This window comes from Mesorhizobium sp. WSM4842, assembly GCF_055901575.1.
In genome coordinates this window covers 2652216-2674621 of record NZ_CM148372.1, presented here as the reverse complement: position 1 = coordinate 2674621, position 22406 = coordinate 2652216, and the positions used below count along the sequence as shown (strand labels likewise).

Annotated in this window: 26 protein-coding genes and 1 tRNA gene; 7 read left to right on the top strand and 20 right to left on the bottom strand. The window is 61.7% G+C overall.

Annotated elements, in window-relative coordinates:
• Positions 1-8 precede the first annotated feature (8 nt).
• From AC0NIE_RS12995 to AC0NIE_RS12975, 5 genes are read right to left on the bottom strand one after another with little or no spacing between them, the layout of a single operon-like run.
• Entirely contained in the window at positions 9-1112 is a 1104-nt protein-coding gene (locus AC0NIE_RS12995; protein ID WP_473488563.1) for a hypothetical protein, read from the bottom strand.
• 39 nt (positions 1113-1151) lie between these two features.
• On the bottom strand, positions 1152-1850 hold the full coding sequence (locus AC0NIE_RS12990; RefSeq protein WP_473488562.1) for a hypothetical protein: 699 nt from the start codon (positions 1848-1850) through the stop codon (positions 1152-1154).
• Positions 1851-1874: 24 nt separating this feature from the next.
• Entirely contained in the window at positions 1875-3641 is a 1767-nt protein-coding gene (locus AC0NIE_RS12985) for a hypothetical protein (RefSeq protein ID WP_473488561.1), read from the bottom strand.
• 11 nt (positions 3642-3652) lie between these two features.
• Positions 3653-4945 (bottom strand): hypothetical protein, encoded by a 1293-nt coding sequence (locus AC0NIE_RS12980; protein ID WP_473488560.1) that lies wholly within the window; start codon positions 4943-4945, stop codon positions 3653-3655.
• Between the two features lie 47 nt (positions 4946-4992).
• Positions 4993-6039, bottom strand: coding sequence for a hypothetical protein (locus tag AC0NIE_RS12975; RefSeq protein ID WP_473488559.1), 1047 nt, complete (start codon positions 6037-6039; stop codon positions 4993-4995).
• 602 nt (positions 6040-6641) lie between these two features.
• Between AC0NIE_RS12975 and AC0NIE_RS12970 the strand changes: the two genes are divergently transcribed.
• Positions 6642-7547, top strand: coding sequence for a LysR family transcriptional regulator (locus AC0NIE_RS12970; protein ID WP_473488558.1), 906 nt, complete (start codon positions 6642-6644; stop codon positions 7545-7547).
• On the opposite strand, the gene AC0NIE_RS12965 is transcribed toward AC0NIE_RS12970, so the two are convergent.
• From AC0NIE_RS12965 to AC0NIE_RS12900, 14 genes are all read right to left on the bottom strand, one after another.
• On the bottom strand, positions 7531-7857 hold the full coding sequence (locus tag AC0NIE_RS12965; RefSeq protein WP_474046998.1) for a thioredoxin domain-containing protein: 327 nt from the start codon (positions 7855-7857) through the stop codon (positions 7531-7533). The two genes, AC0NIE_RS12970 and AC0NIE_RS12965, sit on opposite strands and share 17 nt — an antisense overlap.
• On the bottom strand, positions 7848-8234 hold the full coding sequence (locus AC0NIE_RS12960; protein WP_473488556.1) for a redoxin domain-containing protein: 387 nt from the start codon (positions 8232-8234) through the stop codon (positions 7848-7850). Before AC0NIE_RS12960 ends, AC0NIE_RS12965 begins: the two co-directional genes overlap by 10 nt.
• Positions 8235-8294: 60 nt before the next feature.
• Positions 8295-8525 (bottom strand): hypothetical protein, encoded by a 231-nt coding sequence (locus AC0NIE_RS12955; RefSeq protein ID WP_473488597.1) that lies wholly within the window; start codon positions 8523-8525, stop codon positions 8295-8297.
• Between the two features lie 5 nt (positions 8526-8530).
• Entirely contained in the window at positions 8531-9154 is a 624-nt protein-coding gene (locus AC0NIE_RS12950; protein WP_473488555.1) for an FAD-dependent oxidoreductase, read from the bottom strand.
• Positions 9067-9624, bottom strand: a complete 558-nt coding sequence (locus tag AC0NIE_RS12945) for an FAD-dependent oxidoreductase (RefSeq protein ID WP_473488554.1) — start codon at positions 9622-9624, stop codon at positions 9067-9069. The genes AC0NIE_RS12950 and AC0NIE_RS12945 overlap by 88 nt, the downstream gene beginning before the upstream one ends.
• A gap of 34 nt (positions 9625-9658) precedes the next feature.
• Positions 9659-11053 carry an NAD(P)/FAD-dependent oxidoreductase gene (locus AC0NIE_RS12940; RefSeq protein WP_473488553.1) on the bottom strand — a complete coding sequence of 465 codons (1395 nt, stop codon included), beginning with the start codon at positions 11051-11053 and terminating at the stop codon, positions 9659-9661.
• 44 nt (positions 11054-11097) lie between these two features.
• Entirely contained in the window at positions 11098-12255 is a 1158-nt protein-coding gene (locus tag AC0NIE_RS12935; RefSeq protein WP_473488552.1) for a patatin-like phospholipase family protein, read from the bottom strand.
• A 26-nt stretch (positions 12256-12281) separates the two neighbouring features.
• A complete protein-coding gene (locus AC0NIE_RS12930) occupies positions 12282-13064 on the bottom strand; it encodes a 3-hydroxybutyrate dehydrogenase (RefSeq protein WP_095491451.1) in 783 nt (260 codons plus the stop codon).
• Positions 13065-13282: 218 nt separating this feature from the next.
• A complete protein-coding gene (locus AC0NIE_RS12925) occupies positions 13283-13747 on the bottom strand; it encodes a DUF302 domain-containing protein (RefSeq protein ID WP_123146630.1) in 465 nt (154 codons plus the stop codon).
• 109 nt (positions 13748-13856) lie between these two features.
• Entirely contained in the window at positions 13857-15062 is a 1206-nt protein-coding gene (locus AC0NIE_RS12920; RefSeq protein ID WP_473488551.1) for an MFS transporter, read from the bottom strand.
• A gap of 92 nt (positions 15063-15154) precedes the next feature.
• Positions 15155-15655 (bottom strand): cupin domain-containing protein, encoded by a 501-nt coding sequence (locus AC0NIE_RS12915; RefSeq protein ID WP_128169139.1) that lies wholly within the window; start codon positions 15653-15655, stop codon positions 15155-15157.
• Between the two features lie 193 nt (positions 15656-15848).
• Positions 15849-16763, bottom strand: a complete 915-nt coding sequence (locus tag AC0NIE_RS12910) for a LysR family transcriptional regulator (protein ID WP_128169140.1) — start codon at positions 16761-16763, stop codon at positions 15849-15851.
• A gap of 242 nt (positions 16764-17005) precedes the next feature.
• On the bottom strand, positions 17006-17164 hold the full coding sequence (locus AC0NIE_RS12905) for a hypothetical protein (protein WP_473488550.1): 159 nt from the start codon (positions 17162-17164) through the stop codon (positions 17006-17008).
• Between the two features lie 309 nt (positions 17165-17473).
• Entirely contained in the window at positions 17474-17623 is a 150-nt protein-coding gene (locus AC0NIE_RS12900) for a hypothetical protein (RefSeq protein WP_473488549.1), read from the bottom strand.
• A 356-nt stretch (positions 17624-17979) separates the two neighbouring features.
• Between AC0NIE_RS12900 and AC0NIE_RS12895 the strand changes: the two genes are divergently transcribed.
• The 5 genes from AC0NIE_RS12895 (at position 17980) to AC0NIE_RS12875 (ending at position 21676) form a co-directional block, all read left to right on the top strand.
• The gene (locus tag AC0NIE_RS12895; RefSeq protein WP_473488548.1) at positions 17980-18840 is read left to right on the top strand and encodes a patatin-like phospholipase family protein; all 861 of its coding nucleotides are present in this window, start codon (positions 17980-17982) and stop codon (positions 18838-18840) included.
• Positions 18841-19073: 233 nt separating this feature from the next.
• A complete protein-coding gene (locus tag AC0NIE_RS12890; RefSeq protein ID WP_473488547.1) occupies positions 19074-19343 on the top strand; it encodes a BufA1 family periplasmic bufferin-type metallophore in 270 nt (89 codons plus the stop codon).
• Positions 19344-19387: 44 nt separating this feature from the next.
• Positions 19388-20419: an MNIO family bufferin maturase gene (gene bufB / locus AC0NIE_RS12885; RefSeq protein ID WP_473488546.1), complete on the top strand. Its 1032-nt coding sequence runs from the start codon at positions 19388-19390 to the stop codon at positions 20417-20419.
• A complete protein-coding gene (locus tag AC0NIE_RS12880) occupies positions 20406-21191 on the top strand; it encodes an HvfC/BufC family peptide modification chaperone (protein WP_473488545.1) in 786 nt (261 codons plus the stop codon). Before bufB ends, AC0NIE_RS12880 begins: the two co-directional genes overlap by 14 nt.
• 11 nt (positions 21192-21202) lie before the next feature.
• Positions 21203-21676, top strand: a complete 474-nt coding sequence (locus AC0NIE_RS12875; protein WP_473488544.1) for a DoxX family protein — start codon at positions 21203-21205, stop codon at positions 21674-21676.
• Positions 21677-21787: 111 nt separating this feature from the next.
• On the opposite strand, the gene AC0NIE_RS12870 is transcribed toward AC0NIE_RS12875, so the two are convergent.
• A tRNA-Thr gene (locus tag AC0NIE_RS12870) sits at positions 21788-21862 on the bottom strand.
• Between the two features lie 259 nt (positions 21863-22121).
• On the opposite strand from AC0NIE_RS12870, the gene AC0NIE_RS12865 reads away from it, so the two are divergent.
• Positions 22122-22370 carry a hypothetical protein gene (locus tag AC0NIE_RS12865; protein WP_473488543.1) on the top strand — a complete coding sequence of 83 codons (249 nt, stop codon included), beginning with the start codon at positions 22122-22124 and terminating at the stop codon, positions 22368-22370.
• Positions 22371-22406: the final 36 nt, after the last annotated feature.

Genomic DNA, 22406 nt, shown 5'->3' with positions numbered 1-22406 from the left:
CGAACGGTTCAGGCTGCGATGCGTGAGGCGGTGTTTCGGTTGAGTCCATACGACCAATGCACCCGGTCGCCATCGAGACCCGGGAAACGCCGCCCTTCGCGCGTCAAGCGGTAAGCTGCCAGCCAGGCATCGGCCTGGGAGCCCATCTTCTTGGCGTCGGCATCGAATTCGGCTGGCGTGATCGTCGTGCGGAAATCGTTCTCGGCGATATACTGCAGGACCCGGCGTCCCGCGTCCGCCATCTTGGCGCGCTGCGACATTTCGGCGGCGCCGCCGAGGTGCCGGTTAGCGACGGCCTCGATAACGTCCCATTTGGTATTGGCGTCGAAGGACTTTTTGATGTCTGGCGCGTCGAACAGTTCGAAGATCTGCTGCACATACTGTCCGGTTTCCCGGGTCAGGGCCAAGATGTTGCCGTAGCTCGAGCGGTCGAGATGGTAGCGTAGGTCGGTGCCGACGCGCTGCACCGTGGCTAGCGCGGCGAACGGTCGATCGTCGATCGAGGCCGAGCCGCGAATGACCTGGCCGATGGTCAAGTCCTGGAAATACTGCGACATCGCGTTCATGAAGGCGACCAGCATGAAGTGGAAGCTGCGGTTGACGATGGCTCCTGCCGGCACGGGGGCGCGGCCGTAGTTGAAAACGCGGCGATAAGCGATCAGCCGGTCGCGGCGCTTGTAGCGGATCGGCCGCCACTTCTCGAGGATGTAGAGCCCGCGCGCGCCGGGGCCGCGCTGAATGCGGATCTGGCCGTTCTGGAACAGCCGCCGCAGCACATCAACCACCTGGAACAGCTTCATGCGGTCCATCTGATAGATGTAATAGAGTTCGGCCGACGCCTGCAGCTGCGGCGGGATGATCGATTCGTCGAAGTCGTTGCGCAGCAACGGCATCTGTAGCGAATCGAACGGCTTGATAGGCCCGTCACCGAAACCGACCAGATCGGCGAAGCTGGTAGTCGTGGTGCTCGACGAGCGTGCGAGCAAATCGCCGTAGCGATCCTCGAATTCGCTCTCGAAAGCGGCGCGGTCGGCGGGCGACAATCCGGACAGCTCGTCCCTGAAGAAGCGCTGGAACAGCCGCTGGATGACCTGGTTGGATTCACTAGCCATAATCAGACCTCATCTTGCTCGAATTGGCGGCTCATGCGCTCAGGCTGTTGGGGTTGGCGGTGGTTGGGCGCTTGACGGTGTGGACGAGGCAACTTGGCTGTCGTTGATCGCTTTGAGGACAGCCGGTGCCAGCTCGAAGAAGCGCGCCAGCTCGCCGTCCGTGACGACAGCCGGGAGGCCTGACGGCACAGGATCGACAGCACGCACCTGATCGATGAAATCCTGGCGCCGGACTTCCAGCGGCTTGCGACTGTTGAACTTCACAATGTCTTGCAGAGAGTTGAATTTCGCCAGATTGAGCCATTGCCCCGCACTGGTGCGGCCAACGATGTCACCGCTAGTGTCGACCGCGGCAGCGTAGAGGGCAGTGACATTGTCCTTGTCGCGTAGGCCGAGCGACTGCACGGTCCCGTGCAGCTCGTTGAGGGCATCGCCGATCGCGGTCAGCTTTTTGTCGAGCATATCGGCGCTCGGCTGATTGACTAGACCGGCCGCCACGGCTTCGACCCCCATGGCCAGCCGGTCGAAGCCCGGCTTTCCCGGCCCGTCGTCATGAAGGCGGTCGATCGCGTCGGCGACCTTGCCGACAGCCGCCTGGTTTCCCATGCTGCCGGTGTCGACCACGTCTGTCAGCCGGTCGATCGATTGCGGCGTTTCGGCTGCCGCCTCGAAGCGTGCCTTTATCCCGGCATGGAATTTGTTGACTGGATCATAAGGGAAAGCGATTTTCGCAGCCATTGTTCTGCTCCTTTCCGACCGGGCTCAGGCCGACCAATAATCGGGACGGTTCTGTCCCATACTCGCCATCGAGCTTGCGATCGGTGATGGCATCTGGACCGGGTTCGGCAGGCTGGCACTGGAACCCAGCGAGTTGTGGAGGACTGAGCGGATCATCCAGCGGATTAGTGATCGGTTGTCTTGGAAGCTGAAGACATCCAGATCGCATTGCGGCGTCAGGGAACGCACGAGGCGCTCGGTCTGGTCTTCCGCCTGGTAGGCGATGCGCAGCTCGCGGACCATGAGCACTTTCAGATCTGCGTGCCAGGCCCCTGGATTCAGGCCGCCAAACGGCCTGAGCAAGTCATAGGCGAGTTCGTGGAGCTTGTCCTTCAGCTTAGGGCTGAAATCGCACGAAAGCACGGGAACTCCCTTGGCCGGGTAGATCAGATTCAGCACCGCGTCGATGGCAAGGCCGACGGCCGTGGCCCGCCTTTCCTGGTCGCCGCGACCGTCCGGATCGGTGCCAACTGCATAGAGATCGATCGCCCTATCCACCAGGAACAGTATGTAGTCCAGCAGGACCTGACACTTGACATTGTCGTCGTCGCAGCCGCAGCCGGCGAAGCAGTCGACCTGCTCTAATAGCACGCCGCGCGCGATAGTCAGGTTCATCAGCCGGACGGCGCCCGTGTCAGGGCCGCCTGCGCCATAGAGGCCGTAGACGATGATCGGCGGTCGCGCGACATAAAGCAGCCGCGAGCTGCCTCGCGAGACGAAGGCATCGACAAACAGCTGCAGGCTCGACACGAACGTCACTAGCGGCGGCGATTCCGGCGACCTCAAGGTGATCGGCAAATGGATCGGAACCTCTGAGCTCTGCCCGAACTGGATCAGGCGCTGGAAGCGGTGAACTAATAATGCGGACGCGGTGGATAGTTCACGCAGCCCTTCGACGCTCGCCCCGGTCGAGAGGTCGACCAAGTCGTCCATCGCCTGCGACAGCGCGCTTTCCTCCAGCAGGGCGCGCAGATCCGCCTGGCCGCCGGCCTCCAACTGCTGCACGAGGTTACGGTAGGATTCGATTCCGCGCGGCCAGTCCTCCTGGCCGAGAGAGGTTTCGACCGAGCCGGTCAAGGTGCGCAGCGCCATGATGACGGCGTTGCGGCGCGCCTGCAGCTCGCCAGCCGCCGAGCGCACGATCGAGGTGCTGCGCGTGATGCCGTTCGAAGCCAAGCCTTCACCGATGGCGACGAGAATGAGGGCAGCCAGGACATCGCAGCTCTGAGCAAAGCGTCGGAAAAGGATGGCGCTGCCGTCGGTCAACGTGTCGACATAGCGCGCAAGCCGCGAATATTCGCCGAGCTGACGGCGCGCCGACATGGCACGGTCGTGATTGACCGAATCAAGGGCGAGCCGGGCGGCGGCCAGCCCGTCATTGGCGATCTGCCTGATGGCGCGGCCCCAGCCGATCATCTCGACGCGGATATCCTTCAGTGGCGAAGAGGTCGAAAGCGTCTGCAGGTCGCGCTCGAGGTCGTCCTGCGCCTGCGCCAGCTCGACCGAGGACGGGCCGGTGTTCTGGGCCACGGGCACATAGTCGGGCACGCTCGAATAGGGCAGGCCGGCGCGCTCGCGACGGTCCCGGTCCGCCTCCTCCGGGTAGAAGTTCAACAGGGCATTGGCGATCTGGTTGGGATCGCGGGGATCGCTCACGCGCAGCGTCTTGCGCAGCAGATTGTCCACAGCGACAGTAGCCGGAGAGCGGAATTTCGAGACCGAGTTGGCGGCGGTTGGGATTGCGTCGACCATGATTCAGTTCCTCATGCAACGAGTGCGGCTGGGGACGGTTGCGCAGTAGGCCGTCGGTTTGCCTGACGCTGGGCCAGGTTTCTAAAGACGAGCGCGGCAATGGCGTCCGGCTCTGCGCCGGCCTCCAGCGCGAAACGGCTGGCCGACACGAGAAAGCGGGGCGGCAGGTCGGGCATCCGTCCCGCCGCAATCAGGATTGCGCCTTGGCGGATGCGCGCTTCGTCGGCCCGGGTGAAGGGGATGGCGTCGGCCAGCGCATGCTGGCCTAGGCCGCGTCGCGGCTGGTAGGCGATCTCGTCGACCACGGCCGGTATGACGCGAGGGACCGATGCGAGTAGGACCGGCGGCAGCCTGTGGCCGCGGGCCGGATTGTAGAGACCCCGCCAGACGCGTTCGGCACGTCTCGCCTCGTCGGCAAAACCCATTCGGCGCAGCATCTGCGTCAAAATGAGAACACGTATCCAACCCGTCGGATGCGCACCGCCGGGACGGTAGGTCAGCGCGCGGGCGCCCGGATGAGCGAGAAACTCCATCATGCCCCATACTGACGCCGTTCCGCCAAGGAGAAGCGCCGCGAGGTCGGCAAAGATCTCCTTGTGCCAGCGGCGCAGGATCGTCACCACCATGGGATCGAACCGCATGCTGGCGAGCCGGTTGGCGACCGCTTGCGCGTTCTCCTGCCAGAGGCCCATATCCGCCTGCAGGTTGTGAGCAACTTCATGAAGGAAGACCGACTGCCAGGGATTGTCGCGATCCCACGGCACCCGGATCACCGGGAACGGATTGCTGTCGCCGAGCAGGCGGGCAAGTGCCACGCCGCGGCGCTGCGTGGCTGGAGAATAGCCATGTTCCAAATAGGTCAGCGGTTTCAGTAGGGGGCCGCCGAACACATCAGGCAGGGCCTGGCGGACGACTGCATAGCAATCGAGCGCGATCTCGTCATGCGCGGCGAGCGCCGGCGCGAATGCCGATCCGCGCTGCGACATCACTTCGAAGAACATGCCGAAAGTCCGGCGCAGCCGGTCGACACTATGGTCGAGCATCGCCATCTGGGTAAGGGCATGTTGCGCCGTCGCCGGCGGCCAGCCGCGCTCGATCTCGACGATCCGCCTGTTGATGGCGTTGCCGATGGCGGCCAGCCGTTTGTTGGCGGCGTGGAAGTGGGCCCTCGACGGCGCATAGGGCAGGTCTTCGGGACGAAGGCCGATGCGCCGGGGCGTCAAACGGTTCAGGCGCTGGGCGCGGGCCTTCAGGGCCCGCAGCTTGGTATCCAGGAATCGCCTGGTCGAAGAACCCGTGCGCATCGCCGCGATCCTTCTTCTTGCAACGACTGTTCTTGCAACAACGGCTGTTAGTTGGGCCGGATGGTGATGCTGACCGGACCACGGATCACAATACGTCGTCTGTGCCCTTGGCCATATCCACCTGGACCGCCCGGCCAACCGCCCAAGGCTCGGCCAGCGCCTAAGGCACGCCCGGCAACACGCGCCAGGTTGCGTGCGGGGGCCATGCCGGCGCGAACAGCCGCCGCAGTGCGGCGCACGATCTGGCGCCCTCTCTGTAAGGGCAGAGTGAGTTGCCGGCGAAGGCCATGTCCACGGGCCGCGACACGACGCGCGGTGCGCGCCAGCACCAGCGGCCGGACGGAGGCCGGTGTGCGGCGGGTGACGGCGGTGCGGCGAACGCTGTTGGCTATGCGAGGGAGCGCGCGGATCGCGGTCGGCCCGCCACGGTTCACAAGCTGGGTGGCGGCGCGCCGCACGGTGCGAACCGCCTGAACGCGCGCGGCTGCCGGCATACGCGCGGCTGCCGGGCCAAGCACCCGTCTCGTGGCAAGTCCTGCGACCAGGGGAATGGCGGCGCGGTTGCGGACCGCGAGCTCCGCGAAAGCGTCGAGCGCCTCGTCTTCGGAAGCCTCGTCCGCCATCAACTGGCCAACGACATTGGCGACACCGCCGATAGCGGTGCCGACACCGGGAATGAGACTGGCGACGGGCGCGACTGCGCGTGCGATGCGACCGATGGTGGGAGCGGCACGCCGGACGGTGCGAACGACGCCGCGAATGCCGCGGGCAATGCGGCGGAAGAATTCGTCGCTGTCCTCTGCCGCAAGCGCATAGCTCATGGCCTGGTCCCAAGCGTCGTCGTCAGATTCATCGCCTTCGTCGAAGCTGTCGCCTTCGTCGAACTCGTCGCCAGCATCGAATTCATCGCCGGCGTCCATCTCGTCGAAGCCCGAGGCCTCGAATTCGTCGCCTTCGTCGAACTCGTCGCCTTCGTCGGCGGCTTCGAAGCCATCGCCTTCGTCCATTTCGTCGAATTCGTCATAGCTGTCGGCGGGGCCTTCCGCTTCATCAAAGGCAAGGTCGTCGAACATCGATTCGTCATACCCGTCCATCTCGAGATCTCCTCTTGAGCGATCGGCCCTCAGGGGAAAAAGGACCAAAGCGATAAACGCCAATAAGGATATTCGTCTTCGTGATGATGGCTCACAAGTCGGCAGAAGCAGGTAGCTTAAAGCTGGTCGCCAATCTCAACGACTGTTCAAACAAGAAAACTTCTGATTTATGATATGGATATATTCAGTTTTAATTGATTTGTGCGGATACACTTTAGATTTTCTAACGGACAACTCGTTAACAACGGGGCAATGTAGGGACCGTTTCTGGATTTGTGTATCCCTTGTCCGATCAATCAGCTTTCCAGAAAAGCTGGCTTACAGATAGCAAGTGGCGGAGCCATGTCGGTGCCGATGTAACTTTCTCCCAGCTAATCCAAAGGGAGAGGATTGAACTCTAATTCGTGTCAATGAAATCAATAGCTTGCAATGAACTTTGTAACATTGTGACAAACATCTAAATGATCTCAATCAGTAAGTCGAAATCGGCCAACATCTGAGGAAACGTGCTCCTGCCTTTGCCTCGGCCCCTTGTTGCGTTAGCATAGGCGCAAATTAGCTATTGCTGACGAATCGGATTTCGCTGAGGGGGGCGAAGGTTCATGGAAATGCAGCAGGTCCGCTATTTTCTGGCCCTGTCCAGCACGTTGAACTTCACCAGGGCGGCGGAAGAGTGCAACGTTACGCAACCGGCATTGACGCGCGCCATCAAGACACTTGAGGACGAGCTGGGTGGAGAGCTCCTTCGGCGCGAGCGCCAGCATTCTCACCTGACCGAACTGGGCCGGCGCATGCTGCCTTTGCTGCAGCAATGTTATGATGCCGCCACGTCCGCCAAATCACTCGCCAAAGCAGTGCAAAGCAGCGACGTGGCACCGCTTAATGTCACCATTTCCAACAGCGTGAACATAGCGCTGCTGGTTTCGCCGTTTACGGAGCTTTTTCGGGCTTATCCCGGTGTGCATCTCAAGATCAGTCGCGGTTCGCCGACCGCTGTCGTCGATGCGCTCAAGAATGGTGACGTCGAGCTGGCGGTGGCCGGCCCGCTGGGGGCGGCTTGGGATCGGCTCGACACTTGGCCGCTCTTCCAGGAGGAGATCGAGCTGGTGGTGAATTCCGATCATCCGCTCGCCCGTCGCAACGAATCCGACGTTGCGCTCGATCAGCTTGCCGGAGAACCGGTGCTCAGCCGGATCGATTGGGAAACAAGCGAGGAGCTGTCGCGTCGCCTCGCTGCGAAAGGGTTCACGGCTCAGGCCGCCCATGAGGTCGAGACTGACCACGACCTACTGGCGCTGCTGGAGGCCAACGCCGGTGTGGGCTTCGTCTCCACGACAGCGCCACGCTCGTCGAGTGTCCGCAGACTCAAGCTGCGGGATGTCGACATTTCGCGCGAGGTCGCCGTTTACGCGGTCGCTGGCCGGCATCGTTCGCCGGTCGCCACGACGCTGCTCAACCTGTTGCGATCGACCGACTGGTCGCCATTTGGCGTTAGCGAGCCCGCCTGAGCGCCATAATCAGGTCGTCGATGTCCATTCGCCGGCGGCAGTCCGGATCGACGAAGCGCTCTGTAATCCGCCCGTCCGTGCCCACGATGAAAGTCGCCGGGATCGGCAGGAACCAGCTGCTGTTGCCCTGATAGCTAGGGAGATCATAACCAACTCCCATCAACCGTTCCATTTCAGCCCCGACCCAGATAGCGAGGTTGAGTGAGAGCGCATAGCCATTGTCCATGTCGGTCAGGAATGGAAACTGGGCACCTACCGTAGTCTTCATCGCCTTCGCAAATTTGCGTCGTTCGGGCATGATCACCGCCACTTGGCCACCCAGTGCGGCAATCTCCTCCTGGACTCTACGATCCCGATCGCATTCAAGCGGCAATAAGGGCACCAGTGACCCCGCTGGAAGATTATTACTGCCGGCCCCTGCTTCAGTAGGTCCGCCAATCCGATCAGTTTGCCGCTGTCGTCAGGCAGGAGGAAGGCTGGCATGAGATCGCCAGGCGCCGGCGCCATCGCCCCTGCCCCCTGCTCCTGCAAGCGTGACACCAGGCGATCGACCGCATCGGCAAAATCGCCGTTGAGGCGGCGAACAGCCCTTGCGACCACCTCCAGCCGCTCATTCAACGGCGCATCGAGTTCGACGGCAGCCTGCACGGACTGTTCAAGTGTCATTGTCTGGTCGTCGGCGGCCATTTCTGCGTGCATCGAGCACAAGCGAGGTTCATATTCTGTTCGCTGCCTCCGCTCAATTCGTTACATCATGTTCCTGACATCCGAGGCGAAAGTAGGGAAGCCGTAGACCATGTCCGATAGCTGCGATGCCGTGATGCCGTGTTTCATGGCAAGCGCGAAAAGATGGATCAACTCTTCGCCGGCATGGCCCACCATGTGGGCGCCGACGATCCTGTCCGCGGTCTCCTCGACAATGACCTTCGACCACGCGACGGTCTCGGCATAGGTCCTCGCGGATAGCCAGCCCTGCATGTCGTTCACATGGACCCTGACGCCAACGCCTTGCTCTTCGCTTTGGCCTCGGTCAGCCCGACGCTGGCCAGGGCGGGGACCGTGTAGAGACACGCCGGTATCTGGCTATAGTCCGGCCGGTGTCTCGGCCCATCGACGATGTTTCGGCCGACGATGCCGCCCTCATAGGTCGCTACTGGCGAAAGCTGCGGAGAATTCCACACCGCATCGCCGCAGACGTAGACGTCAGGATTGGAACGCGAGCGCAGATGATCATCGATCTCGATGCGGCCTTCGCGATGCGCGATGACGCCGGCGCCGAGATCGAGCCCCTCGACGTTGGCGACACGTCCGGCGCAATTCACAACCCTGTCCGCATCCACGGCGCACTCGACGCCATCCGCCACAAAGGTGACGCGCAACCGCCCGTCGACCTTATCGATCCTCTTGACCCAGGCCAGTGTGCGGATACGAATGCCTATGCCTTCGCTCGCGCCACGGATCCGGGCAACCGCATCGGCGTCGAAACCTCCGAGCAGATGCGGCAGTGCTTCGAGGATCGTCACGTCGACGCCGGCGCGCGCATAAACGTGGCCCAGTTCGAAGGCAATGACGCCGCCGCCGACGAACACCACCGCGCGGGGCAGCACCGGTCGTTCAGGACATCGTCCGAAATGGTCAGGTGCTCGGCGCCTGGAATTGGCAGTGAACGCGGCTTCGAACCGGTTGCGATGACGATGTTCCTGGCTTCAAGCTCGCGACCGGCGACGCTGATGGTATTGCTGCCGATGAACGCGGCCTCGCCGACGATGACATCGACGCCGCGCTCGGCCATCAGTCCGGACAGGCGGGAGGGAATGTCCCTGATCATATCCTTTTCACGGTCGATCAGGGCTCGCCAGTCGAGCCTCGGCGTATCGACCGTGATCCCGTGCCGATTGGCCTGTTCGATCTCATGGAGCGCGTGGGCCGCCGCGACGAGGACCTTCTTCGGCGTGCAGCCACGATTGGGGCAAGTGCCGCCGAGGTCGCGTGCCTCTATCATGGCCACCGACAGGCCGGCGGCGCGCGTAGCCACCGTAACACCCATCCCCGCATTGCCCCCGCCGAGGATCACCACATCATATTTTTCCACTGTCCTGCCCTCCGGGGATTCAATGTAGTTTGACTCGGGGTTTGGTGCGGCGCGCCAGGATCCCGGCGATCGTGTCCAGCGCGGTCTTCAAGGTCCCGTGCACAGTCTTGCGATGCAGCTTGTAGAGCGAGCGATACATCAGCCGGGCGAGCAGACCTTCAATCCTAAGTCCGCCAATCAGGTTGCCGAACGAGCCGTAGTCGGCAAGCGAAACAAGGGATCCGTAGTCGCGGTAACGGAATGTCGGTGCGGCCCGTCCCTCTAGACGCGCGGCGACCACCTTGACCAGGTGATCAGCCTGCTGATGGGCTGTCTGGGCGCGCGGCGGCAAGGGATTGTCCTCGCCGGGCAAGACACAGCTCGCGCAGTCGCCGATCGCAAACACGTTCTCGTCCCCTCTGGCTTGCAATGTCGCATTCACGAGCAGGCGGTTGATGTGATCAGTCTCGAGGCCATCGAGTTTTTTCAGGAAATCCGGCGCCTTGATCCCGGCGGACCAGACGACGAGTTCGGCCGGCACAAACAGCTTCTCGCCAAGCCTGGCGCCGTCCTCCGTCACTTCGGTGACCTTGGTCCCACACCGTATCTGGACGCCCAAATCGACAAGCAAGCGTGCTGAAGCGCGTGCCAGGTGCTCAGGCAAAGCCGGCAGGATGCGCGGCCCCGCCTCGACGATGGTGATGCGGATCAGTCTTTCGAAATCGATGTTGTCGAGGTTGTGCGACGCAATTTCCCGCATCGACTTGTGCAACTCCGCGGCCAGCTCCACGCCGGTGGCCCCCGCCCCAACGATGACGCAATGGAGCTGGCCTGGCGACAGCTGCTCGTATTGCGCATTGGCGCGCAGGCAGGCGTCTATCATGCGGTTGTTGAACCGGGCGGCCTGATCGGCCGAATCGAGCGCGATTGCGTGACGGGCCGCCCCTGGCGTGCCGAAATCGTTGCTGACGCTGCCGACGGCCAGCACCAGCGTGTCGTAGCCCAGCACACGTGGCGGAATGATCTGCCTGCCATCGTCATCGAAGCTTGGCGCGACAAAGACCTGGCGCCTGGTGCGGTCGATGCCGACGACCTCGCCGATACGGTATCGATAGTGGTGGCGACTGGCATGGGCGATGTATTCCACCGCATCGTTGGATGCGCTCAGTGCGCCTGAGGCGACCTCGTGCAGAAGCGGTTTCCAGACATGGGTGCGATTGCGGTCGACGAGCGTGACGGAAAGCCGACGCTTGCCGAACTTGCGGCCGAGGCGGGTCGCCAGTTCCAGTCCACCCGCACCGCCACCAACGATGACCACGCGATGCAGCGAGCTATCCGCATGGGATGGTGTCTCCGGTATCGTGCGGAACAGCGCGGCGTTGTTGGCGAGCACGGCTTCCGGAACCAGTCGTATTCCCGGAGTGATGATCTGCATTGGTATTCTCCGTCACTTTCCTCGGTCTCGCCGCGCTTGAAAAATCACTCTTGCGATTCGTGGATGACGATGCCTTGCAGCATGTCGACGTCGCATTCCCACGGCCTCTCCGAGAGCACGCGCTCGCCATGGTCGTATCCTGCCTGCCAGCGCGTGCGGATGCCTGCCCGGGTGAAGTCGATGTCCTTGGTGTGGTCCTCGCCATCGAGGCGCGGTGAAAGCAGCCGAACCAGGTGCATGACCGAAGGGCAGCCGTAGGACGCGAGTTCCTTGAACATCGGATCCTCGCGCCGCTCCTCGGGGACCAGCTTTCCGATTTCGCGAACGACGTGCCGAAGACGATGCAGTTGCTCCTGCCGGGCCACGTGGCTCCGGCCTCGGCTGGCGTATTGAAGGTCCTTTTGCCGCCCCATCACCTGCCAGATCGATTTCGGCTCGGTGGCGCGGGGCTGCCACATGTTGACGGCAAAGATCAGCGCATCGCGCCGCGGCCGGGCATCGAGCACGACTTCAATGGGCGTGTTGGAATAGATGCCGCCGTCCCAATAGGGCTCGCCGTCGATGCAAACCGCCGGAAACGCCGGGGGCAAGGCGCCCGATGCCATGATGTGCGCCGGCGACAGCGTCATCTCGCGGCTGTCGAAATATTTGAGTTCGCTGGTGTTGACGTTCACCGCGCCGACCGTCAGCCGCGTGTGGCGCCGATTGAGATAATCGAAGTCGATCAGGTTGCTCAGAGTCCTTTTGAGCGGATCGGTGGTGTAATAGGATGCATTCTCCACACCAACTTCGCGATTCACCCCGAACATGGCGCTTGGGTTCGGTTCGAAGAACCCCGGTATGCCGCGCATTACCGTGCCCATGTTGGCAAAGATGTTGCTTGGAACCATCATCCGGAAAAACTCATCGAACGGGCTGCTTCGGCTGACGCCGTCCCAGAACTCGCGCAGCCTCGGCAGGCGGTCTTGAGGCTCGTTTCCGGCAATCAATGCCGCGTTGATGGCGCCGATCGAGGTGCCGATGACCCAATCCGGTTCAATCCCGCCTTCAACGAGCGCCTGATAGACGCCGGCCTGATAGGCTCCGAGGGCGCCACCGCCCTGGAGGACCAACACGGTCTGGCGCTGGATGGAACCATCGGCCACACGGCCGGCCTCCGGCGCAGGTTCCGACGTCGAAGGATTTTGCGTGATCTTGTTCATTGTCTTTTCGCTCCTCGTTGCCGCATTCAATGGGCGGTCCAGCCGCCCTCGATCGGCATGATCGCACCGGTGATCGAGGCGGCGTCATCCGAAGCCAGGAACAGGCAGAGCGCCGCAACCTGGGAAACGGTCACGAACTGCTTGGTCGGCTGGGCCGCCAGAAGCACGTCCTTGATGACCTGCTGCTCGGTGATGCCGCGGGCCTTGGCTGTGTCCGGTATCTGCTTCTCGACCAGCGGGGTGAGGACGTATCCGGGGCAAACCGCATTGACGGTGATGCCCTGCTCGGCGACTTCCAGCGCGACCGTTTTGGTCAAGCCGGCGACCCCATGCTTGGCGGCGACATAGGCTGACTTGAATGGCGAGGCGACAAGGGCGTGAGCGGACGCAACGTTGATGATGCGGCCCCATTTGCGCTCCTTCATCGCCTGCAGGGCGCGCCGGATCGTGTAGAACGACGACATCAGATCGATCGCCACGACCGCCTCCCATTTCTCGATCGGAAAGTCGTCGATCGGCGCGACATGCTGAATGCCGGCATTGTTGACGAGGATGTCGACGGCGCCGAACTCGGCGATTGCCTTGTCCATCATCGCGGTGATCGCCCCGCCCTTGCTCATGTCAGCATTGTCGTAGCGAACGGTGACCCTATGGTCGGCAGCAATCCTGGCGCGTAATTTCTCGATCTCTTTGGCATCGCCGAAACCGTTGAGCACAATATTGCAGCCCTTGGCCGCAAAGGCCTCGGCGATGCCTTGGCCGATGCCGCTCGTCGACCCTGTGATGAGTGCTGTCTTTCCTCTGAGCATCGTTGTTTCCTTCGGTTGGAGCTGCGACCGGAAGTGCCGGCAAACGGCTGCGAGCAACGGGCTTCCGCGCCCAGTCTTGAGTTCTGGAGCAAGTATGGCGAACCGCTCGAAGCAGCGGAAATGCCGTTGAGACATGGATTCGATAGCCGACGGTCAGATCATCAGCTCGGCGCCGGCCTCGCATGCCCGGGCGGCGGCTCTCTGGCACATGTCCACCCTCAGTTCTTTCTGATCGTCGAGGTCACGGACTGAATGACCTCGGTCGCCATCTTGAACTGCGGCGCGCGGTCGGTAATTCCATGCCGCTTGGCGATCCAGTCGAAATCGCTGTAGGCGGCATAAACTGAACCATCTGCGGCCTGGTAGACCAGCACGCGCACCGGCCAGTCGAGACCGGCTTGCGGATTGGACGTGATGAAGGTCGTGCCGAGCGCCGGATTGCCAAACATCACCAGCCGCGACGGCCTGACATCATTGCCGGCGTTCTGGCCAAGGCTTGCCTGGTCGATGACGCCAAAAAACTTGATGCCCTTCTTGAGGACGTCCTTTTTGATGCGGGCAACTGTCTCCGCGATGGAATAGTCGCTCTTTACCGTGACGACGCCATCCGAAGCGGCAGCCGGGACGACGATCGCCATCAGCATGGCGGCGCAGCCAATCAAGGTTTTCAGGTAGGTGGTCATGTCAGTCTCCTTTGGTTTTGTGGGTTGCATGGATTTTGGCTATTGCATTGATATCCTTATTCATTCCCGCCTTAGATAAGTCGCCTTGCAGTCGACGAATTCCCGATCGTCAGGCGGTCGGCGACTTCAACGACCGCGCGACCGCGATCGCGCCGGCGAGGACCGCGGCGAGCACGGCCACGCATGCGGTCCAGCCGATCCGGTCATAGATTTGTCCAATGACAAAGCTGCCGGCGAGCCCGCCTGCATAGTAGGAAGCAAGGTAGATGCCGCTTGCAGCGGCGCGGTCGCGCGAGGCGGTCCGGCTGACGTGTCCTGTCGCTATTGCCTGCGCCAGGAAGGTGCCAATGGCGACCAGCGCCATCCCGCCAAGAACAATGGGAAGGCGGCTCGTGAGCAGCAGAAGCAAGCCCAGGATCGCCAGCGCAAGCGTCGCATCAATGCCGATCCTTGGGCCGAGGCCCGCAGCGACCCGCCCGGCGAGCGGCGTGGTCAGCATGGAAGGCAGGAAGACGAAATACACCAGTCCCAACGCCATCGGCGACAGCGATAGCGGGGCGGCGACGAGCTGGAAGTTGACATAGGTGAAAGTGCCTATGAAGACGAAGAGGATCAGGAAGCCGATCGCGAAACAGGCGCGCAGCTCGGCGTTCTTCAGCGGGCTCTTCCAGGCCGCGCGGGCAGGCTCGCCTATCGCGTCGGCGCGCATCATTGCCGATGTCTTCTGCAGCGTGAACCAGACAAGTGCCGCGCCAATCAGATTGAGGGCGGCGAACGTCAGGAAATTGGTGGAGATGCCAAACGTATCGGCGACGGCGGCCGACATGAGCCGTCCGAAGAAGTTACTGGCAACATTGCCGGTTACATAGGCCGCAAGCGCACCTGTCGTCTGCCGCGCGGAAAAATGCTCGGCCAGGTAGGCCATCGTCAGCGTGAACGCGGTCGACATGCACAAGCCCTGGACGACACGCAACAGGGCAAAGACGACGATGCTGTCTGTTTGTGACAGCAGCGTAGTCGGTATCGCCAGCACCGCAAGGCTGATCCAGATGCCGTTGCGGCGATCGAGGTTCCTGCCAAAAAGCGCCACCCCAATGCCGGCCACAGCCATGCCGAAAGTGCTGGCATTCACAGCAAAGCCCATCGTGGCGCGGCTGACACCGAACTTTACCACCAGCGAAGGCAGGATTGCCTGGGTGGCGAAGAGATCGACAAGTGTCAGGAAGGCGATCACAGCGATGATGCCGAAGCGCCAGCTGTCCGCGGCAACCATGCGGAGCCGCGTCGAGGAAGTCTGTTCCGTCGTTGTCACCATAACGAGGCTCCTTGGCGACACGTCCCCAGGTGACTGCCTGAGGACGCGCTTTCAGTTGCTGATGCTGGGAAACGGTCACCGCAACGCGTGGCTCACATCGTGTGATCTTCGCGCATTTCCGGCGGCAGGATGTCGGCCGAATAGAGCACCGCCGGGACCTTGCCGTTGTTCTTCCACCAATGAGCGAGCTGGCCGAATTCGACGCTCACGTCGCCAGCCGAATGCTCGATCCCCACCTTGCAGGTGCTGCTATATTCGGTGATCGAACCCTCGACGACGAGGATGTTGGCCGGACGAACGGTGTGCTCATGCCATGGCACGACACCCCCCGGCTGCACGACGAGCTTGCGCAGGCGCAGCATGTTACCTTTCCAGGCCTCGCCCTTCGGGCTCAGATCGATGGCCGAAAGGACATCATCGGTAACGCCAACCGGCTTGCTGGGATGCTCCTGGATGTCAACGGTCGCGGCCTGGCCGGCTGGGCAGTCTCCTGCAAAAGCCGGTGCGACGGAAAACGCCGCGGTTGCGGAAAGAAGGCCGAGCGCTAGCGCCACGTTGAGTGGCGCGCTGAATGCGATTGCTTTGGAAGCCATATCTTGTTTCTCCTTTGTCGGTGCCCAAACGCGGGAGGCGGGGCATGAGGAGGAGAGTGACGAGATCCGCAAAGAAAGAGAAATGCTGCCTGGCTCTCAATTCGATACCTGAAAACTATAGTAATCCATTCGTGCCGACACATAGGAGGCGCGGGAAAGCATGCCGCGAGAATGGAAACTCTTCGACTATGCTTTAGGCCGCTGTCTTGTGGGGTGCCAAAGGTATGGCACTTTCCGGCCAGCCATGCGCCTTCACACTGTTTATGAAGGCCAATGCCGCGGGCGAGAACCGACGTCCCGCCACAACGACGAGGGACACCTCCCGCCAGACTTCGGGGTCGATGACGGGCCGGACCTGCAAGCCCGGGATCACCGCGCTGAACTCAGGGATGAAGCAGATTCCGAGCCCTCCGGAAACCAGGTTCTGGATCCAGTCCTCGCGCTCGCTAGCGTAGGAGATCCTAAGCTTCACCCCCCGATCGTTGCACAGGCCGGCAAGATGATCGCGATACTCGCAGTTGAGACGCCTGAGATAGTTTTCACCGTCGAGTTCGGAAATGGAAACATTGTCGTTGCGGGCCAATCTATGGCCGTTGGGAAATGCCAGGACGAAGCGCTCGCGATAAAGCGGCGTCACGTCGAAGCGTTCCGGAAAACTGTCGCTCGATGCCATGATGGCGACGTCGATCTCGCCTGATTCGAGCAGTTGGGAAAGCGATGCCGGCACGCCCTCTACCAGTTGGAGCTGGATCCCCCGCTGACGTCTGTTGAAGTCGGCCAGCAGCCCGGTGAACCGGCGCGGGCCGATGGTGCACATGACACCAACCTTGAGGTTCGCATTTTCCAGACAGAGAAACCTTGATGCCTCTTGCCGAACGCCGGTCAGTTCGTCGAGGATCTGCTGGAAACGGGGTCGCAGCAGAGCACCTAGATCCGTGAGATGGGTGAGGTTTCGCTCGCGGCGAAAAAGCAAGCCGCCGACCTCTTCCTCAAGCTGCTGGATGGCGCGCGACAGCGCCGGTTGAGTGACATTGCATTTTTCGCCAGCGCGCGTGAAATTCCGTGTCTCGCAGACAGCAAGAAAATAGCGGATGTGATGAATGTCCATGCCGATTGTCCCCGAACTGCATACGGTTCATATGCTGGCTTCGGAGCCTGCCGCAAAGCGTCCGGTCGTGCCAATGCACTGCCGCTATAAAGTCGATAACGGCCCGTCATGATGCCTTCTGAGGTCAAGGTGCGGATCGCTTCGCTACGGCTAAAGCGTCGCTCAGGCTGACCTAAAAACAATGATGGCGAGCATTTGCTCGCCATCATGCTCTTATTGCAGCGAAATAGGTCAAGCGGCGATTAGCTGTTGCCGCCAAGCTGATGGACCTTGACGCAAAACTCGGCATACGGCTTGCTCATCGCCGCGTCGTTGCATTCCTTCTTCATCGCGTTCCGCTTGTCCTTCGACATCGCATTCCAGGCTGCTTTGAACTCTCTGTCCGACTTCATCGTCTTCATGCCCGCATCGCGTAAAACGGCTGCATGTTGGATGGTTCGTCGAGCGCCCCGGCAAACGCGACGCTGCCGAGAATGGAAAGGGCAAAGGCGCTGAGGCAGATAGCTTTGATATTCATGGCATGATCCTTCTCTGAGGTTGGGCGATCGTCCCATCGACGGCCGCGGTAATGATCGACAGCAATCGAAAAACCTGCGGTTCCTGCTTGCCGAGACGAAACGTTGCTGCAATCGACCGCCTACCCGCCAATGCCATCTGCGTATGGAGTTTATGCCGCTTCTGCATCCCAGGGATGCTTGGCGGCACAACCGCTAATTGGCGCCGCCGAACGCCAGGATGTTGGCGCAGAATGCGGCATGGGGCTTGCTCATTGCCGGGGCGTTGTAGGCCTTGGTCATCGTGACTCGATTGTGCTTTGGCATGGCGGACCAAGCCCTTCTTGAACCGGTCATCGGTTTCATCGTCTTCACCCCGCTTCCGTATAGAAGGTGGGCAACGCCGCCAGGTCGCTGAAGGGGTCTGCAGAAGCCACCCCGGCAAGAAGACCGATGGCAATCGCCGCCAGCCAGATAGTTCGAATTCTCATGACGCACTCTCTATACGCTGGAAGTTGTTCAAGCCGCCGTCGGGGCGCCGGTGTCAGATCGGACAAGATCGCGTTGTCTTGCCTGCTTGGACGAACCTTGCTGCGCGGAATTGTAGCCAATGCAATCTGCCTATGGAGTTCATGCTACCTTGGCATTTCGCCCTGAGGGGATGATGCGGCAGTCTCTCCATATGACGCCCTGGCCGGCGTTTTTGGGATGGAGACCAAAAGATGCATGTCCAGACCGGAACTGAAAACAACAACGCCGTCATTGCCGGCGCAAGACCTGCGGTGGACGACGGGCAACTCATCGACATTGTCCTGACAAGCGACGCACACGGTGCATTTGTCTGGGGCGTGCTCGACCGCCTGTTGGATGAGCACGGCCTTTGCTTCGGCAACATCACTGCGTCCGGTTTCGGTGCGATGGAGGCGGCGGTTCTGGCCTATGGCCTGGCTCTGGGCGATCGGCGTGGCGCACGGACGGCGCTTACCAACTTCTGGCGACGCGTCAGTCACGCATCGATGTTCGCAGCCGATACAGCCAGTCCGCTGAGATCGATTCTGGAACAGTCAATCGACATTGCGGAGATTCGTAAGAATAGCTGCCCGGTGAAACTCAGCATCCTGGCTTCAAATGCCCGCACCGATGCTGTGAAGACCTTCACCAGCGATCAATTGTCGATCGACGCGATCGTGGCGGCGGCCACAATCCCATTCCTCTTCCCGGCCGTGGAGATCGACGGCGACACCTATTGGGGCGACGGCGACCTTTCGGGTTTACCACCGGTCCAGCCGCCTGAAGGCGGTCATCGGCTGATCATCGCCAGCAAGCCCTCCACGTCCATGACGCCGTGCGGGGCTTGTCGCCTCGCCGCCGGTCATGGTGCAATGAAGCCCACACAGATTCACACCATCTTCGACGGTCGGCACCGGGCTGGCGCAGCGCTATTCTTGAGACCCTGGACCGACTGGGGTGAGTTGACCGACATGCGTGACAGAGGGCGGGAAAGAGCCGATGATTGGCTTCTGGGCGATCACCTCTTTGTGGGCGAACGCTCTGCCGTCGATAACAAAAACCGATACGTCTAGGCGCCTCCCTCCCGCCTAGCCGCGCCTGCTTCGCCCTCTTCACGAATGCAGGCGCCAAGCCCTCCGGTTCCCCGCCGGAGGGCTTTTTTGCTTGAGGCCCCCTTCAACATAGTGACCGCGTATCAAATCCATGCCGAGACAGCATTTCAGCTCGGCCGTCTGATCAGGGACACTGCTTGCAGACAGGCCGCAGGGTCAGTCTTTCCCTCGAAACGCAACCAGGAGACACGACTGTGATCAACGCCAAAACCCTCATTGGATCGGCCCTCGCGGCTGCCACTTCGCTAGCCGCCACGGCCGCCTACAGCGGCCCCGCCGCCCAGCCCGACTTCGCCTTCGAGAAATGCTACGGCGTCGTCAAGGCCGGCCAGAACGACTGCCAGACCACAACGCATTCCTGTGCCGGCACCGCGACCGCCGACAACCAGCCGGATTCCTGGCTTTACCTGCCTGCCGGCAGTTGCGCCAAGATCACCGACGGCAGCGACAAGCCGAAAGCCTGAGCGATCCAGACTTCGAGCCAACCCCTTTGGAAGGGAGCAGACCGATGTGCCGTGCGTTTCAACCCCTCGCGATCCCCGCAACCGCGGGCATCGGTCTTCGCTCTCCCCACATCAGCGAGATGCTGACCCGCAGGCCCTCCGCTGGCTGGCTCGAAGTGCATGCCGAGAACTATATGGGAGACGGCGCCGGCGTAGAGGCGCTGGAGAGGCTGCGCCAGATCTATCCGCTGTCGGTGCATGGCGTTGGGCTGTCACTGGGCAGCGCACAGGGATTGGACCGCGATCATCTGGAGCGGCTGCGCAAAGTCTGCGAGCGCTTCCAGCCAGATCTCGTCTCGGAGCATCTCGCCTGGAGCGTAGCCGACGGGGCTTATCTCAACGACCTGCTGCCGCTGCGCTATGACGAGGGGGCATTGGCGGTGGTGGCACGCAACGTCGAGACCGTCCAGGACGCGTTAAAGCGACAGGTGCTCATCGAGAACTTATCCGCCTATCTAGCTTTTGCAGATTCCTCGATGAACGAGGCAGAGTTCCTGGCCGAACTCGTGACACGGACCGGCTGCGGCCTGCTCCTGGATGTGAATAATGTGCAGGTTTCGGCGCACAACCTGCAATATGATGCAAAAGCCTTCATCGACGCGCTGCCGGCCGATTCCATCGGCGAGATCCACCTTGCCGGCCATGCGACCAATCAGGTCGGAGCCGACACCGTGCTTATCGACGATCATGGCTCACGCGTGCCGCCGGTCGTCTGGACGCTCTACCATCATGCCATAGACCGGCTCGGACCGCGCCCGACGCTTATCGAATGGGATACCGATGTCCCGGTTCTCGATGTGCTGCTGGGCGAAGCCATGTGGGCCGACATGCTCTCCGCTTCGATCATGTTTAACCGCAAGCAGGCCGCGAGACAAACTACGACAGCCAAGCCCCGGCCGATATCCAACCTCCTCCCCTTCGAAAGTGACATGAGGAGCGGCATGCCCGTGCTTGCGGCATTTGCTGCCGCCAAGGCTGGACCGGCCATGCCTGCGGCGATGCCGCCAATAGAGAGGGGATACCATGCTGCCGCTTGAACACCTGCAGACCACCATGGCGCGCTCGGTGCTCGCCATGGAGCCAATGGTCACCGCGAAAATGCTAACCGCCGGCAAGGCCGATCCATTGGCCCGCCTGCGTATCTACCAGAACAACACGCGCAGTTCGCTTACCGCAGTGCTGATGGCGGTCTTTCCCGTCACGGTTCGCTTGGTCGACGAGCGCTTCTTTCGTTTCGTGGCGAGCGAGTTCATTCGACGCCATCCGCCGGTGGAGTCCCGGCTGGCGCGCTATGGCGCCGGCTTCCCACGCTTCCTGAAAACCATCGACACGCTTTCCGATATGCCGGTCGTGGCTGAAACGGCGCGGCTCGAATGGGCCATTGCCGAAGCACTCGACGCGGCTTCGCATCCACCCCGCCCCCTCTCGGAATATGACGGCACCGATCTGGGGCCTTCGCCCGATGTCGTGCTGCAGCCATCCCTGCGGCTGATCGTTTCGCACTGGTCGATCCTGTCCGTATGGACAGCCCATCAGCAGGAGACGGCGGTCGACCAGCACAGCGCCTGGGAAAGGCGTCCCGAACGCATGGCGTTGTGGCGGGCCGGTGAGAGTGTCCGCCTGGTTCTCCTTGATCGAGCGAATTTCGCGTTTAGGCATTCCCTGAAGCACGGCCTCGGCCTGGAACACGCCACAACCCGCGCCCTCGCTCTCGATCCGGCGTTCGATCTCGTGTCCGCGCTCGTGCGTCTGTTCGGCGACGGGCTCGTCACTGATGTCCGGATCCCGACGCATCCCCTTGCAAACTGATGGAGACAGTCATGACTGCGATACCAGAATATTCTTCGTTCACCCCGGCTGGCCTTGTCGGCTTCTACAGGCGTATTGTCAAACTACCCGAACGCATTCCGCTTTCACTGGTTCAGCTCGCTTCCCGAATCGCAGTCGCACATGTGTTCTGGCAGTCCGCTCAGACGAAGCTCGCATCCTGGCCGGTAACGCTGCAGCTGTTCGCCAACGAATACAATCTGCCGTTCGTTGATCCATCGATCGCGGCGCCCCTGGCGACGACCGCCGAGATCACTGGCTCGGTGCTGCTCTTTCTCGGGCTGTTCTCGCGCCTCGGCGCGCTCATGCTGCTAGGCGTCGTTTCGGTGATCCAGATCTTCGTTTTCCCCGAGAATTGGGCCGAACACCTGCTGTGGGCGTCATTGCTTCTTCTCGTATTGACACGCGGCGCCGGTGTGATCTCGGTCGATCGTTTGGCTGATTGGGCTTTTGGACGAAGAGCCTGAAATCGACGTCGGGGCACGGGCACCCGGTCTACGCCTTCCGCGCGCAATGGCAGCTCCGTCGCTGCAGGCTGGTTCGTCGCAGAACACTTCAGCGATTTCAATGGGATCGGCTGGTGCTGCGAGAGAGGATTGAACTCTCGACCTCTCCCTTACCAAGGGAGTGCTCTACCACTGAGCTACCGCAGCCGCTGATGGCGGGGCTTCTGCCATATCGAACCGGCAAGCGCAAGGCCAAGCGCAAGCCATCTGTGAAAGCCCGCTCCGACGGGTTTTGCCGACATGGCGGCGCCACAATGTTGGCTATCCCTGAACAGCGGGCTGGCGCAGCTGCCGAAAATCGGAATCGGTTTTCGGAAAGCACGATGCGGAGATTCAAAAGTGTTAGAGCGTACTTTGTGCGTCCAAGCGGACGCACGTCGCCCTAATCGTCAGCCGGGACGGAACCATGAACGACAAGACAACTCCACTGGACAAGGGCGGTCCACCTGACAAGGGCGGTTCCTCGAAAAAGGACAGCCCATCGAAAAAGGCCGACCGCAAGAGCCGGCTTGCTGAGCAATTGCGCGCCAATCTGCAGAAGCGCAAGGCGCAGTCGCGCTCGCGGCGCACCGGTGACGCCGACAAGCGGCGCACCGGCGACGCTGACAAGCGGCCGGACGGGCTCGGCGCTTTAGGGGAAACGCAAAAGGATTGACCTATATCAACAGGCTGGCCACGGGGCGGGAATCCT

Coding starts and splice junctions, on each gene's coding strand:
- AC0NIE_RS12995 (WP_473488563.1), bottom strand. CDS start 1,112: ATGGCTAGTGAATCCAACCAGGTCATCCAGCGGCTGTTCCAGCGCTTC.
- AC0NIE_RS12990 (WP_473488562.1), bottom strand. CDS start 1,850: ATGGCTGCGAAAATCGCTTTCCCTTATGATCCAGTCAACAAATTCCAT.
- AC0NIE_RS12985 (WP_473488561.1), bottom strand. CDS start 3,641: ATGGTCGACGCAATCCCAACCGCCGCCAACTCGGTCTCGAAATTCCGC.
- AC0NIE_RS12980 (WP_473488560.1), bottom strand. CDS start 4,945: ATGCGCACGGGTTCTTCGACCAGGCGATTCCTGGATACCAAGCTGCGG.
- AC0NIE_RS12975 (WP_473488559.1), bottom strand. CDS start 6,039: ATGGACGGGTATGACGAATCGATGTTCGACGACCTTGCCTTTGATGAA.
- AC0NIE_RS12970 (WP_473488558.1), top strand. CDS start 6,642: ATGGAAATGCAGCAGGTCCGCTATTTTCTGGCCCTGTCCAGCACGTTG.
- AC0NIE_RS12960 (WP_473488556.1), bottom strand. CDS start 8,234: ATGGCCGCCGACGACCAGACAATGACACTTGAACAGTCCGTGCAGGCT.
- AC0NIE_RS12955 (WP_473488597.1), bottom strand. CDS start 8,525: ATGCAGGGCTGGCTATCCGCGAGGACCTATGCCGAGACCGTCGCGTGG.
- AC0NIE_RS12940 (WP_473488553.1), bottom strand. CDS start 11,053: ATGCAGATCATCACTCCGGGAATACGACTGGTTCCGGAAGCCGTGCTC.
- AC0NIE_RS12935 (WP_473488552.1), bottom strand. CDS start 12,255: ATGAACAAGATCACGCAAAATCCTTCGACGTCGGAACCTGCGCCGGAG.
- AC0NIE_RS12930 (WP_095491451.1), bottom strand. CDS start 13,064: ATGCTCAGAGGAAAGACAGCACTCATCACAGGGTCGACGAGCGGCATC.
- AC0NIE_RS12925 (WP_123146630.1), bottom strand. CDS start 13,747: ATGACCACCTACCTGAAAACCTTGATTGGCTGCGCCGCCATGCTGATG.
- AC0NIE_RS12920 (WP_473488551.1), bottom strand. CDS start 15,062: ATGGTGACAACGACGGAACAGACTTCCTCGACGCGGCTCCGCATGGTT.
- AC0NIE_RS12915 (WP_128169139.1), bottom strand. CDS start 15,655: ATGGCTTCCAAAGCAATCGCATTCAGCGCGCCACTCAACGTGGCGCTA.
- AC0NIE_RS12910 (WP_128169140.1), bottom strand. CDS start 16,763: ATGGACATTCATCACATCCGCTATTTTCTTGCTGTCTGCGAGACACGG.
- AC0NIE_RS12905 (WP_473488550.1), bottom strand. CDS start 17,164: ATGAAGACGATGAAGTCGGACAGAGAGTTCAAAGCAGCCTGGAATGCG.
- AC0NIE_RS12900 (WP_473488549.1), bottom strand. CDS start 17,623: ATGAAACCGATGACCGGTTCAAGAAGGGCTTGGTCCGCCATGCCAAAG.
- AC0NIE_RS12895 (WP_473488548.1), top strand. CDS start 17,980: ATGCATGTCCAGACCGGAACTGAAAACAACAACGCCGTCATTGCCGGC.
- bufB (WP_473488546.1), top strand. CDS start 19,388: ATGTGCCGTGCGTTTCAACCCCTCGCGATCCCCGCAACCGCGGGCATC.
- AC0NIE_RS12880 (WP_473488545.1), top strand. CDS start 20,406: ATGCTGCCGCTTGAACACCTGCAGACCACCATGGCGCGCTCGGTGCTC.
- AC0NIE_RS12875 (WP_473488544.1), top strand. CDS start 21,203: ATGACTGCGATACCAGAATATTCTTCGTTCACCCCGGCTGGCCTTGTC.
- AC0NIE_RS12865 (WP_473488543.1), top strand. CDS start 22,122: ATGAACGACAAGACAACTCCACTGGACAAGGGCGGTCCACCTGACAAG.